Consider the following 13,534-nt stretch of genomic DNA (forward strand, 5'->3'; position numbering starts at 1 on the left):
TCCTGTCGTCGGCACGCGGTGCCGTAGTCGTGGAACCTGTCTTTCCGATGATCGGCAACCGGGGGATCGTGATCATCGGCGACACGGTCGCGCGTGAAGCGTTCGTGATCTCATGCGTGCTGTTTCGTACGCACCGGCAGCGAAACGAAGTATGGGCGAGGACCCTCGCCGACTCCATCGAACAATTATTTCGAGCGATGTCACGCGCCGAACGGGCGTTTGAGGACGACAGGAATGCGGGATGAGGAAGCGGGACTGCGCGTAGGAGCGGCGCGCGATGCGGGTGCGATCAGTGCAAAGCCAGCGTGATGATGCAGCAGATCACGAACACGAGCAGAGCGCCGGCGACGGCCACATCGACTGGATAGCGCATGCTTCACCCGCACTGACGTTTAAACAGTCTTTATCGTAATCAACAGGAGGAAGACGAAAAAGCAGTCAGTGAACGGCAATGTGGTAGAGCCAACGCTGTGCGGCGAACGCGGGCCAATGCCGGTTCGCCGCTGTGTTTGCAGTGCGAATGCTTGTTACTGAGGCCTCGTTTGCTGTGCGTTATCGAACGTTGTACGCGGCGCTTTGTTGACTGCCGCGAGATCTTCGGACAGGCTCGCGCGCAACGTGGCGATCGCCTGATCGGGGTTGGCGGGCCTCAACTGTTCACGAGCGAGCGAGTCGTAGACGTAGTGGCGCAGCATCGGGTCCTGCGTCTTGTTGAGGACCTCGTGATAGACCGCGACGATGTCGCCGGGACGTCCGCTCAGTGCATACAGGCGGCGCAATTGTTCGAGGTCGTTGACGACGGCGAAGCCGGGGCCGATCGGACCCGTCGGACCCGCCGGCCCCATCGGACCCATCGCGCCGAACGGCGGCATGGCGTCATGCGCTCCGCGCGGGCCGTCGGCGTGCGGCGCGTCGCCGTGCGCATGAGTGGGCGGCGGTAGGACGTCTTCCGCGAACGCAGCGTGTGTGGCCGTGGCGGCTACGGTCAACAAGGCGGCCAGCGCCGCGCCGACTATCTGTTTTTTCATGAGGTCGCTCCCATCGACAGGCGCCGGCGCAAAGGTGCGCCGGCTTACGGAAACGATAGACGAGACTGCGTCTCGGCGGTTTACGGACATGTTTCCGCGCGCTTACGAAGCCTTGCTTCGCAAGGTGCGCAGGACCTGCTGCCGCGCATCGCGCCCGGCTCGGGAATGCCTCATGCGCTGGCGCAATAGCGTCGGATGGCGCATGATGGACGCAATGTGCCGTCCGACCCCACCATCGCGCGGCACAGCGGAAGCGCCCCGGTTCGCGTCGCGCGCATCATGCAGCGCAGACATGGGCGATCGTTCAACCGTAAAGGAGGAATTCGCATGGACCGACCTGATACCGCCAATCCGTTTGGCGATTTCACCAAAATGCTGGAGCAGTTCAAGCTGCCCGGCTTCGACGTGCCCGCCATCATGGAAGCGCGGCGCAAGGACGTCGAAGCACTGGTTCAGGCGAATCAGACGGCATTTCAGGGCATGCAGTCGCTCGCGCAGAAGCAGGCCGAGATGTTGCGCACCACGCTCGCCGAATTGCAGTCGCTCACGGGGCAACTGTCGGCGAGCGGGGCTGCGCCTTCAGCGAAAACCGCCGAGTTGATCCAGCAAAGCCTGCACAAGTCGCTCGCGGATATGCAGCAGCTCGCGCAGGCGGCGTATCAGACGCAAGCGGAGTCGTATGCGGTGATCGCAAAACGCGTCGAGGAAAACGTGCAGGAATTGCGCTCGCTCCTGCAGCAGCAACAGCAACAGAAGAAGTAAGCGCGTTCGGCCATGAACCGCCCGCGTGCGGCGCATGCCGTGCGCGAGTCCGGGCCGCGAATGGTCGGCGAGATTCGTCGAACGGTTCGCGGCTTTTTCATGGGCCGCGCCGTTTCAAGCGGCCTTCCAGTTCAGCGCGCGCTTACATTGCGGGTCACGATGCGCGCCACATGAATTTTTCTCTTCACGCGCCCGTTGTTTTCACGCAGCCGTTTGCTTTAAACGCGGCCGCAGCAGCCTGTTCGCCGGCGGGCGCCGCCTACAGCGCGGTCTCTCGCGAATGTCAAACGCCGCCAAACGGCGCATTTTCCCCGATGCGTTCAAATCAGCGCGCAAACGAGTGGGCGGCGAGCACGCCGCCTCTCAAGTTTCGCGCCGTCACTCCGTAGACGCATTCACGCAGCAGAACCCAACCCGCGCAGCCGGACCGTCGTGAACGCATCTGCGCCACCCGCGGACCTGCCCGTTTAGCGTCGCGTTCGTGACGGCCATGGCTTGTCGCGAGCGTTTCACCTCGAAGGAATTCTCTTGAAACCGATGCTTTTTATCGGCATTGCCTGCGCAATGCTCGGCGCAGCCTGCGCGCTGCCGCGCGCCGCCCATGCGGCGCTAGGCCAGAACCTCATAAGCGTGGCGAGCGACGGCGCGCGCATGCATGCCGTGGCGCGAAGCGCATCGACGCAAAACGCGTATTCGGTGCATCTGATCACGCTGCCGTCCGGAACGCTCGTGCGCGAGTATGTGGCCGCCAACGGAATCGTGTTCGGCGTCGCGTGGGAAGGTCCGACCTTGCCCGATCTGAAGACCGTGCTGGGCGCGTCATTCGATGCCTACGTCGCCGCGAGCGCGGTGCGCCGCGGCAACCCGCTCGCCGTGTCGGGCGGCGATCTGGTCGTGTACTCGGGCGGACATCTACGCGCCTTCTCCGGTTACGCGTATCTGCCGCAAGCGCTGCCCGCGGGCGTCGATCCCGCGGCTATTCAATAAGGAAGCGGCCATGCGTCACACCTTTACACTGACTTCTGCGCTTTTTTCTGCCCTTGCTTCTGCCTTGTGCGCCGCGCTCTTCGCGTTGGCCCTCGGCGGCTGCGGCGGGGGCGGCGGTTCGGGCGGATCAGGCGGTTCGGCGGCCTCGAACGCGTCGACCCCTTCAACCGCCGGCCCGACCGTGACCAACACGACGCCCACGCCGCAAGCGCTCGCCGCCAATGCCGTGCGCGTGACAGTGGACGCGGGCGTCAGCAATGTGCCGAACATGCCGTTCGTCAGCCTGACCGTTTGCGCGCCGGGCACCGCCCAATGCCAGACCATCGACCATGTGCTCGTCGATACCGGCTCGTGGGGCGTGCGCGTGTTCGCGTCGCAACTGCCCGCGTCGATGGCGCTTCCCCAGCAGAAGGATGCATCCGGCAACCTCGTCGCCGAATGCATGCAGTTCTTCAACGGCTTTACGTGGGGCGCAGTAAAGCTGGCCGACCTCCAGATTGCCGGCGAGAAGGCCGCGTCGTTGCCCATCCAGGTGATCGATCCGAACTACGCTTCAGTGCCGTCGGATTGCGCGAGCGTCGGCGTGGCGCGCAATACGCCGGCGATGTTGCAGGCCAACGGCATTCTCGGCATCGGCGTGTTCAAGCATGACTGCGGCGCGAACTGCGTGGCGCAGGCCTTGCCCGGCACGTACTACGGTTGCAGCGGCACGGCCTGCACGTCGATCGCGTTGGCCGAAGCGCTGCAGGTCGCCAATCCGATTCCCTACTTCGCCGCCGACAACAACGGTTCGCTGCTGAGCCTCCCCGCGGTGGCTGGCGGCGCGCAGTCGGTGACGGGGCAGCTCGTGTTCGGTATCGGCACGCAGAGCAACAACACGCTCGGCAGCGCGCAGGTGATCGGCGTGAGTCCGTCGAGCGGCACGTTCACGACCGTGCACGACGGCACGACCTATTCGCGCAGTATTCTGGACAGCGGCTCGACCGGGCTGTTCTTTCGCAGCAGCGCACTACCGGTGTGCGCGAGCCCGAACAACGCCTATTACTGCCCGGCGTCGACCGAGCAACTGAGCGCCATGATCCAAGGCGTGAACGGCTCGACCAGTGCGGTCAATTTCAGCGTGGCGAATGCGAACGCCGTCGCGCAGACGTATGCGGGCGATTCCGCGTTGCCGCTGTTGGCAGGTCCGGCTTTCGTGACGCCGTCCATTTTCGATTGGGGCTTGCCGTTCTTCTACGGGCGCAACGTCTATGCCGCCATCGAACAGCAGCCGACGCCGGGCGGCAGCGGTCCTTACGTCGCGTATTGACGCTCAGGCCGGGTTCGCGGCGCGCTTCTCGTGCTGCGGTCCCGGCGCCGACGATTGATCTCCCGCCTCCGCAATCACGCGATGCACGAAGCGCAGCTTGTCGATCACCGGCGGGGCCAACGTGAACGGATAGCCGTCCGGCATGCCGAGGCTGCGATTCAGACTGTTCAATGCATACGTAAGCGGAAACCAGCGCTTCATCAGATTATCGAAACTCGCATCTTCAACGGGCGTGCGGTCGGTCAGCGTGGGCGCGACCGGGTCGTCGGGCAGCAGCGCGACGCCGTAGGACGTCGAGGTATCGAGCACGTCGACAATCAACATGTAGTGCGCCCACGTTTCGGCCCAATCTTCCCACGGGTGCATCGTCGCGTACGCGCTGATGTACGACGCCTGCCAGTCGGCCGGCGCGCCGTCGCGATAGTAGGCGTCAAGCGCTTCGCCATAGTCGGCGCGCTCGTCGCCGAAAAGCGCGCGGAACGGTTCGAGCCAGCACGGGTTGTTTTCCACGAGCCGGCTGAAATAGTAGTGGCCGGTTTCGTGGCGGAAGTGGCCGAGCAACGTGCGGTACGGCTCGCCCATCGCGGTGCGGACTTTCTCGCGATGCGCGTCGTCGGCTTCGGCGATATTCAGCGTAATGAGCCCGTTGTCGTGGCCGGTCATCACGCGCGAGCCGTCGCCGCCGTCCTCGAGAAATTCGAATGCGAGACCTTGTTCGGGGTCTTCCAGGCGCGATTTTACGTCGAGCCCGAACTCGCCCAGCGTGTAGAGCAAGCGCCGTTTCGCCACTTCCAGGCGATACCAGTACAGCCGGTTATCGGGCGCGCCGAGGTTCGGAATGGTGCGGGTCAACTGGCAGGCGCGGCACAGCGTATCCGGCGAGTCGGCAGGAATCATCCAGTTGCAGACGTTTTCGACCGCGTAGTTGTGGCATTGCTTATAGAGCGCGCCGCCGGCTTGAGGATGGAGGCTGCGCCAGCGGGCGTCGCCTGACTCTTCGAAAGCGCTGATCTCACGCAGTTCGGGCACATAGCCGAGCAGCGCCTCACAGCGTTCGCAGCGGACGTTCTCGAAGAATACGAGGTGCGAGCAGTGGTTGCAGTGGAACGTTTTCATGGACGAAGCCCTGGCGGCGGGCCGGCAGTAAGAGCATGGAGGCTGCGCAATGATCATGCCGCATTTGCCAGACGTCACCGGTTTAACGCACAGTATGGGCATGATCGTGCATCGGCGTTGCCTCGCTTTGGTGCATGCCCGTCGCTGATGGGCGCGCGGTTGTCCGACTGCGGCGGCATAGGTGTTCCGACGAGGTGTTCGGACGAACGGCATAAAGCTTGCTTTTTCGGCGGGCTGCCAATCCAGACAGGAGTCCAGTGTGTCCATTCGCGTAGCGTTGAATCACGTCACACATTACCGTTACGACAGGCTGGTTGCGCTGTCGCCTCAAGTGGTGCGGCTCAAGCCCGCGCCGCATTGCCGGACTCCCATTGTTTCCTACTCGATGCGGGTCGAGCCGGCCGAACACTTCATCAACTGGCAGCAGGATGCGTTCGCCAACTATCAGGCGCGCCTCGTGTTTCCGGACAGGACGCGTGAGTTCAAGGTGACCGTCGATCTGGTCGCCGAAATGGCTGTCTACAATCCGTTCGACTTCTTTCTCGAGCCGTCCGTCGAAGAGTTTCCGTTCGACTACGCGCCGGACGTGGCGCTCGAACTCGCGCCGTATCGCGTGAAGCGGCCCATGACGCCGCGCTTCGCGGAGTTCGTCCGCAGCATCGACCGCAAGCCGACCGGTACCGCCGATTTTCTCGTCGCATTGAATCAGCGGCTGCAGCGCGAGATCCGCTATCTGATCCGCATGGAGCCCGGCGTGCAGACGCCCGAGCAGACGCTCACGAGCGGCGCCGGTTCGTGCCGCGATTCCGGCTGGCTGCTCGTCGAGACCTTGCGCCAGCTCGGCCTCGCGGCGCGCTTCGTGTCGGGCTATTTGCTGCAACTCGCGCCCGACATCAAATCGATCGACGGCCCGAGCGGCACCGAGGTCGATTTCACCGATCTGCACGCCTGGTGCGAGGTCTATCTGCCGGGCGCGGGCTGGATCGGCCTCGACCCGACCTCCGGGCTGCTGGCGGGGGAAGGCCACATACCCGTCGCCTGCACGCCGGAACCGGGCAGCGCGGCGCCGATTTCCGGCGCGGTGGACGAGTCCGAGGTCGAGTTCAGCCACACCATGTCGATCACGCGCGTGCTGGAGACGCCGCGTGTCACGAAACCGTACAGCGACGAACAATGGAACGACGTGCTCGCGATGGGCGCCGAGGTCGACCGGCAGCTCGCCGACATGGACGTGCGCCTGACGATGGGCGGCGAGCCGACCTTCGTGTCGGTGCGCGACCGCGACGCGGCGGAATGGAACACGGACGCGCTCGGCCCGACCAAACGCGGCTATGCCGTCGCGCTGATGGACAAGCTGCGTGCGCGCTACGGCGCCAACGGCTTCCTGCACATCGGCCAGGGCAAGTGGTATCCGGGCGAGCAGCTGCCGCGCTGGGCGATGTCGCTCTACTGGCGCGCCGACGGGGAGCCGTGCTGGCAGAACCCAGAGCTATTCGCCGACGAGCGCGAACCCGGCACTTACACGGCCGCCGACGCGCAGCGCTTCATCCGGCATCTCGCCACGAAACTCGCGCTCGACGAAGACTGCATTCAGCCCGGATTCGAAGACGTGTGGTACTACCTGTGGCGCGAGCGCCGCCTGCCGGTCAACGTCGATCCGTTCGACGCGCGTCTTGACGACGAACTCGAGCGTGTGCGGTTGCGGCGCGTGTTCGACGCCGGCCTCGGCGGTGTGACCGGCTACGTGCTGCCGCTCGCGCGCGAGCGCGAGCTGGCCCACGCGTCGCCGAAATGGGTGACGGGCCGCTGGTTCTTCCGCGACGAACGCATGTACCTGATTCCCGGCGATTCGCCGATGGGTTACCGGCTGCCGCTCGATTCGCTGCCGTGGGTGTCGAAGATCGACTATCCGTATCAGCACGCGCACGATCCGTTTGCGCCGCCGGTGCCGTTGCGCCCGGCCGCGCAGTTGCGCATGCAGTACGACGGCGAGCGGCCCGCCCTGAGCGCCGCCGACGCGCGGCGCGCCGCGGCGTTGTCGTCGTCGGCGGGGGATTTGCTGAGCGGCATGCCGGGCAGCGCCGTGCTCGCGTATGCGCCGCAGCGCGGGGAGGCGCAGGCCGAGGCGGCGCCCGCGCGCGGCACGTCGTCGAAGGACACCTTGCGCACCGCAATTTGCGTCGAGGCGCGCGATCCGAAGCGGGCGGCCGGCCCGAAGGCGGAAGCGGATGCGTTCGGCAGCGGCCGCGCGCTCCTGCACGTGTTCATGCCGCCGCTCACCCAGCTCGACGATTACCTGGATCTGCTGGCCGCCGTCGAAGCCACCGCCGCCGACTTGCGCATGCAGGTCGTGCTGGAGGGCTATCCGCCGCCACGCGACGCGCGCCTGAAGATGCTGCAGGTCACGCCCGACCCCGGCGTGATCGAAGTGAACATTCATCCGGCGGCGAACTGGGACGAGCTCGTCGATCACACGGAGTATCTGTACGACTCGGCGGCGCACAGCTATCTGAGCAGCGAGAAGTTCATGACCGACGGGCGCCATACCGGCACCGGCGGCGGCAATCATCTCGTGCTCGGCGGCGCGACGCCTGCCGACAGCCCGTTCCTGCGCCGTCCCGACCTGCTCGCGAGCCTGATTGCGTACTGGCACAACCATCCTTCGCTGTCGTACCTGTTTTCGGGACTCTTTATCGGACCGACGAGCCAGGCGCCGCGCATCGACGAAGCCCGCAACGATCAGGTCTACGAACTGGAAATAGCATTGCGCGAACTGCAGCGGCAGATCGATCTGCTAGGCGGCCGCGACAGCGCGAGCCTGCCCGCGTGGATGATTGACCGGTCGCTGCGCAATATTCTCATCGACGTGACGGGCAACACGCACCGCGCCGAATTCTGTATCGACAAGCTGTATTCGCCCGACGGCCCGACCGGGCGCCTCGGCCTGCTCGAACTGCGCGGTTTCGAAATGCCGCCGCACGCGCGCATGAGCCTCGTGCAGCAACTGCTGCTGCGCGCGCTGGTCGCGCGTTTCTGGCGCACGCCGTACACGCAGCGGCTCACGCGCTGGGGCACGGAACTGCACGACCGTTTCCTGCTCGGCACTTTCGTCAAGATGGATTTCGACGACGTGCTCGGCGAACTGAACCGCGAGGGCTTCGCATTCGACAGCCGCTGGTTTGCGCCGCACTTCGAGTTCCGTTTCCCGCTGGTGGGCGAGACGACCGTGAGCGGCGTGTCGCTGACCGTGCGAAATGCGCTCGAACCCTGGCACGTGATGGGCGAGGAGGGCTCGGCGGGCGGCACCGTGCGTTATGTGGATTCGTCGGTGGAGCGCCTCGAAGTGCGCGCGCTCGGCCTGAACGAAAACCGCCACGTGTTGACGGTCAACGGCGTGCCCGTGCCGTTGCAGCCGACCGGCCGCGTCAGCGAATATGTGGCCGGCGTGCGCTTTCGCGCGTGGTCGCAAGCCTCGGCGCTGCATCCGACCATCGGCGTGGATGCGCCGCTCACGTTCGACCTCGTGGATACATGGAATGGCCGCTCCATCGGCGGATGCCAGTATCATGTCGCACATCCGGGCGGGCGCAACTATCAGACCTTCCCGGTGAACGCTTACGAGGCGGAAAGCCGGCGGCGCGCGCGCTTCTTTGCGTCGGGGCATACGCCGGGGCCGCTCGCGGTGCAGGCGCCGCAGCGCAGCCTCGAATTTCCGTTCACGCTGGACCTGCGCTACTGGTAACGCGGCTCACTCTTAACAAGAACGATACGACCTTGGCTTTTCAATCGACTTTTCCCTTCGAAACGTCCGCGGCGCATGCGGACGCTTCGTCCCTGTTGCGGCTTGTGCCCGCGCACGAGGGACATTGGGACGAGTTGCGCGATGCGTCCGGCGCATTGCGCGAACCGTGGCGGCAGTTTTTCGAGCGGCTCGGCGAGGACGGCATTGCGCGGCTGGAGGGTCATCGCGCGTCGGTCGCGCAGCAGATCCGCGACAACGACATCAGCTACAACGTCTACGCGGACAACGGCGAGCCGCGCGCGTGGGCGCTCGATCTGCTGCCGTTTCTGATCAGCGAGGGGGAGTGGGCGCAGATCGAGCGCGGCGTGACGCAGCGCGCGCATCTGCTGAATGCGGTCGTCGCGGATATTTACGGGCCGCAAACGCTGCTTCAGCGCGGCCAGTTGCCGCCCGCGCTGGTGTTCGGCCACCCTGGCTACCTGCGCTCGGTGAAGGGCTACGCGCCGCCTGGCGGGCAGTTTCTGCAGGTGGTCGCGGTGGACCTCGCGCGCGCGCCCAACGGCGACTGGACGGTGATGGCGCATCGCACGGAGGCGCCTTCGGGCCTCGGCTATGCGCTTGAAAACCGGCTGATCGTGTCGTCGCTCTTCGTCGATCCGTTCCGCGCAATGCATGTGAGCCGTCTTGCGCCCAGCTACTCGCAGCTGATTTCGACGCTCGTGCAGGCGGCGCAAGCCACGATGAGCGACGACCCGTCGCGCGCGGACAGGTCGCCCCACATCGCATTCCTGACGCCCGGGCCGTTCAGCGAGACCTACTTCGAGCACGTGTTTCTCGCGCGTTACCTGGGCGTGACGCTCGTCGAGGGCAAGGACCTCACAGTGCGCGACGACATGCTTTATCTGAAGACGCTCGCCGGTCTCGAGCGCGTGCATGTCGTGCTGCGCCGTCTGGACGACGCGTTCTGCGATCCTGTCGAATTGCGCGCCGATTCGACCATCGGCGTGCCCGGCCTGTTGCAGGTGATGCGCGCGGGCAATGTGATCGTTTCGAATGTGCCTGGCGCCGGTTTTGTGGAATCGCCGGCGCTGCACGGATTCTTGCCGGGCATTGCCGAAGTGCTGCTCGACGAAGACCTCGTTCTGCCGAGCGTCGCGACATGGTGGTGCGGCGAAAAGGCCGCGCGCGAGCACGCGTTCGCGCATCTCGACGAAGCGCTGATCGTGCCGACGTGGCCCCTTGCCGCGCGCGATGCGCCGCTCGGCGTGGAGCAGGGCAAGCAGCGGCTCGGCGCGTGGCGTGAGCGGATCGAGGCGGCGCCCGGCAGTTACACGGTCCAGCAGGCGCAGCGTTTTTCGTGCACGCCGCGTTACGAGGACGGCACCCTCGGCGCGCGTCCGTCGGTCTTGCGCGCGTACGCAATCGCGGATGTCAACGGCGGCTGGCACGTCATGCCGGGCGGCTTTACGCGGATGGCCGGCGAACGGCGCTCGACCGTCTCCATGCAATACGGCGGCAGCAGTGTCGACACATGGGTGCTGTCGAGCCAGCCCACCTCGACTTTCACGCTGCTCCCTTCGCCGATGCAGCCCGCCGACCTCGCGCGCAAGCATCGCACCGTGTCGAGCCGCGCCGCGGAAAACCTCTTCTGGGCCGGCCGTTACGGCGAACGGGCGGAGAACAATGTGCGGCTGTTGCGCTTCATTCTCGGCTCTCTTGAAGGTAACGATGCGGAAGCCATGTTTGCGACGCTCGTCGAGCTCGCGCTGCATTGCGGGCTCGTGCAGCCGGGCGACATGTCCGCGCCGCATACCCCACAAGCTTTCGAGCGGGCGCTGGTCGCCAATCTGAGCGAGAGCACGGGCGCGGCGAGCATCGGTCAGAACCTGAGTTGCCAGGCGCGTTCGAACGGCGAGGTGCGCGGGCGTTTGTCCAACGATCATTGGCGTACGATTCTCGCCTCGCGTAACGATTTCCGCGACGCCTTGCAAACGTTGATGCCGGTTGCGGGTTCCAACGGTGCTCCACACCAGGCTCAGCCGAACGGCGGAGCGAATGACACGCGCCGTTATGACCGCGTCACGCTGATGAACGCGCTCGAACGCCTGTCCGTGCAGTTGTCCGCGATCAGCGGCGCGCAAGGCGACCGCATGACACGCGACGAAGCCTGGCGGCTGCTTTTCGCCGGGCGGCACATTGAACGCGTGTCGGCGATGAGCGCGTTCGTGCGCATCGTAGCCGAGAAAGGCCAGCTTGCGACGCCCGCCGGTTTCGATCTGCTGCTGCAGTTGTTCGACAGCACCCTCACGTATCGCGCGCTTTATCCGGGGCGTTTCGAAGTGCCGGCGCTGCTCGATCTGCTTGTCATAGAGCCGACCAACCCGCGCGGCATTTACGGCGTGTATGACCGCTTGCGCAAGAAGCTGGACGAGATCGCGGTCGCCGCGGGCAGTGCGCGGCATCGGCCGTTCGCGGAGTTGATGCCGCCCACGGCTTCGCTGCCGGCGCTCGCGTCGCTGTGCGAAGCGGATTCGAATGGCGCTTACGCGGCTTTGATCAGTGTCTGCGATCAGATCGGCAGTTTCGCCGGCGCGGCCGCGCATGAAATCAGCGCGCGTTATTTCAGCCACGCCAGTACGGTTGCAGCGCAGGTGTGGTCATGAAAAGTGCGCCCATCGTGCTGTCGGTTTCGCATCGGACTACGTATCATTACTCGACGTATGTGGAGACTGCGCAGCATCTGGCCACTATCCGTCCTATCGTCTGCGCATGGCAGCGGGTTGTTTCGCACGGCGAACGCATCGAGCCGCAGCCCTCGTATGTGAATAGCCGTATCGACGCATTCGGCAACGACGTCCTGTATTTTGCGCTCGACGCGCCGCACGAGCGTCTGCAACTGGTCAGTGAAACCACCGTGGCGCTGACGCCGCGCTGGACGAACCTGGACCCCCACACCACACCCGCCTGGGAAGAGGTGGCCGAGGCGCTCGAATTTCGCGTTGGCGGGCAGTTCCGCCCCGAGATGGAGTTCTGCTTTGCGTCGCCGAATGTCGTGCCCGGACCGTCGTTGCGCGCGTATGCGCTGCCGAGCTTCCCGGTGGGCATGCCGATTGCCGCAGGCGCGATCGACCTGATGCACCGCATTCACGCGGATTTTGCTTACAAGCCGTCCGCCACCATGTTCGATACGCCCGCCGAACGCGCGTTCGACTTGAAGAGCGGCGTCTGCCAGGACTTCGCGCAGGTCATGATCGGCTGCTTGCGCTCGCTGGGTTTGCCGGCGCGCTATGTGAGCGGCTACCTGCGTAACGATCCGCCGCCGGGCCAGCCGCGGCTGATCGGTGCGGATGCGTCGCACGCATGGGTGTCGGTGCATTGTCCCGGCAGCGGCTGGATCGATCTGGATCCGACCAACGACGTACTCGCCGACACGGACCACGTCACGCTTGCCATCGGCCGCGATTACAGCGACGTGTCGCTGCTGCGCGGTATGATTCTCGGCGGCGGCGCGCACCGCGTGGAAGTGGGCGTCACCGTGCTGGCGCTCTAGTTCCGGGACTGTCGGCAACAAAAGCCCTTGACTTAGTGCATATGCACACATAGACTGCGTAGCATGAACCGCCCACTCTCCTACGACGAATGCAACTGCTTTGCGCTGCGCCAGGCGGCGCGGCACATTACGCAGCTCTATGAGCGCCATCTCGGCGCGGTCGGGCTAACGGCGGCGCAGTTCACCATTCTCGCCAAGCTGGCCCGCACGCCCGGCGTGCCGATCCTCGATCTGGCGGATGCCATGGTGATGGAGCGCACCACGCTCGTGCGGGCAATGAAACCGTTGCAAAGAGACGGCCTCGTGGTCTCCGAACCGGCGGAACATGATAGCCGGACCTATCTGTTCAGCCTGACGGAAGAGGGCGAAAAGACTTTTGACGAGGCGGTCATCGCATGGCGCGCGGCGCAAGACGAGTTCGAGAAGAAATTCGGTCATGGCCGCGCCAAGGCCCTGCGGGCCGAGTTGTTCAGCATTACAGGCTAGCTGGGAGATAGGAGCTCGCCGCATACGTTCGTCCCGGCGACTTTTTTTGGCTCTATATGTGCATATGCACTAACGGAGGAAACGTAGCAATGGAAGAATCGTTCGACGACGACTGCTTTGCGATCCGCCAGGCCGCGCGCCATGTCTCGCAAATCTACGACCGCCACCTTGCGAGTGTGGGCCTGACGATCACGCAGTTCTCGCTGCTGAGCAGGCTGCAGCGCACCGGCCCGATGACCATGAAGCAGTTGGCCGAGACCATGCGCATGCAGCGCACCACGCTCGTTCGCATCGTTCAGCCGTTGCGCCGCAACGGGCTGGTGTTGAGCGAAGCACCTCCGGCGGATGCGAGGGCGTTGTCCTTCAGCCTGACAAGTGAAGGCCACGCGCGGCTGGAAGCAGGGTGGAAGCATTGGCATGCGGCGCAAGCGGAATTCGAGCACAGCTTCGGCGGGCCGCGCGCGCGGGCGTTGCGCGGCGAACTGTTTGCCATGACAGGTCGCGTGTAATGCCGCGCAATGCGCTCGAGCTCGCCGCAATTGGGGAAATTCACG

Annotated in this window: 11 protein-coding genes; 9 read left to right on the plus strand and 2 right to left on the minus strand. The window is 65.1% G+C overall.

Annotated elements, in window-relative coordinates; all coding sequences use genetic code 11:
* Positions 1-29 precede the first annotated feature (29 nt).
* Complete coding sequence (locus tag HV711_RS00955; protein WP_014972250.1) at positions 30-245, plus strand: hypothetical protein; 216 nt, start codon at positions 30-32, stop codon at positions 243-245.
* A gap of 282 nt (positions 246-527) precedes the next feature.
* Here HV711_RS00955 and HV711_RS00960 read toward each other — a convergent pair whose 3' ends face one another.
* Positions 528-1,028, minus strand: coding sequence for a hypothetical protein (locus HV711_RS00960; protein ID WP_035476450.1), 501 nt, complete (start codon positions 1,026-1,028; stop codon positions 528-530).
* Between the two features lie 327 nt (positions 1,029-1,355).
* On the opposite strand from HV711_RS00960, the gene HV711_RS00965 reads away from it, so the two are divergent.
* The 3 genes from HV711_RS00965 to HV711_RS00975 all read left to right on the plus strand — a co-directional run bounded on the left by HV711_RS00965 (position 1,356) and on the right by HV711_RS00975 (position 4,086).
* Positions 1,356-1,790 carry a phasin family protein gene (locus HV711_RS00965; RefSeq protein WP_014972248.1) on the plus strand — a complete coding sequence of 145 codons (435 nt, stop codon included), beginning with the start codon at positions 1,356-1,358 and terminating at the stop codon, positions 1,788-1,790.
* A 537-nt stretch (positions 1,791-2,327) separates the two neighbouring features.
* On the plus strand, positions 2,328-2,777 hold the full coding sequence (locus tag HV711_RS00970) for a DUF2844 domain-containing protein (protein WP_175126306.1): 450 nt from the start codon (positions 2,328-2,330) through the stop codon (positions 2,775-2,777).
* 10 nt (positions 2,778-2,787) lie between these two features.
* Positions 2,788-4,086, plus strand: coding sequence for a DUF3443 domain-containing protein (locus HV711_RS00975; RefSeq protein ID WP_035476445.1), 1,299 nt, complete (start codon positions 2,788-2,790; stop codon positions 4,084-4,086).
* A 3-nt stretch (positions 4,087-4,089) separates the two neighbouring features.
* Here the strand turns inward: HV711_RS00975 and HV711_RS00980 are convergent, their stop codons facing one another.
* Positions 4,090-5,202 (minus strand): zinc-binding metallopeptidase family protein, encoded by a 1,113-nt coding sequence (locus HV711_RS00980; protein ID WP_035476443.1) that lies wholly within the window; start codon positions 5,200-5,202, stop codon positions 4,090-4,092.
* A gap of 259 nt (positions 5,203-5,461) precedes the next feature.
* Between HV711_RS00980 and HV711_RS00985 the strand changes: the two genes are divergently transcribed.
* From HV711_RS00985 to HV711_RS01005, 5 genes are all read left to right on the plus strand, one after another.
* Positions 5,462-8,944 carry a transglutaminase family protein gene (locus HV711_RS00985; protein WP_035476440.1) on the plus strand — a complete coding sequence of 1,161 codons (3,483 nt, stop codon included), beginning with the start codon at positions 5,462-5,464 and terminating at the stop codon, positions 8,942-8,944.
* A gap of 32 nt (positions 8,945-8,976) precedes the next feature.
* Positions 8,977-11,607, plus strand: coding sequence for a circularly permuted type 2 ATP-grasp protein (locus HV711_RS00990; RefSeq protein ID WP_035476438.1), 2,631 nt, complete (start codon positions 8,977-8,979; stop codon positions 11,605-11,607).
* Complete coding sequence (locus HV711_RS00995) at positions 11,604-12,494, plus strand: transglutaminase family protein (protein ID WP_035476436.1); 891 nt, start codon at positions 11,604-11,606, stop codon at positions 12,492-12,494. Before HV711_RS00990 ends, HV711_RS00995 begins: the two co-directional genes overlap by 4 nt.
* Positions 12,495-12,557: 63 nt before the next feature.
* The gene (locus tag HV711_RS01000; protein WP_013590745.1) at positions 12,558-12,980 is read left to right on the plus strand and encodes a MarR family winged helix-turn-helix transcriptional regulator; all 423 of its coding nucleotides are present in this window, start codon (positions 12,558-12,560) and stop codon (positions 12,978-12,980) included.
* Between the two features lie 89 nt (positions 12,981-13,069).
* A complete protein-coding gene (locus HV711_RS01005; RefSeq protein ID WP_035476433.1) occupies positions 13,070-13,489 on the plus strand; it encodes a MarR family winged helix-turn-helix transcriptional regulator in 420 nt (139 codons plus the stop codon).
* Positions 13,490-13,534: the final 45 nt, after the last annotated feature.

This window comes from Paraburkholderia phenoliruptrix (genome assembly GCF_902859825.1).
In the GTDB taxonomy this organism is placed as follows: Bacteria; Pseudomonadota; Gammaproteobacteria; order Burkholderiales; family Burkholderiaceae; genus Paraburkholderia; species Paraburkholderia phenoliruptrix.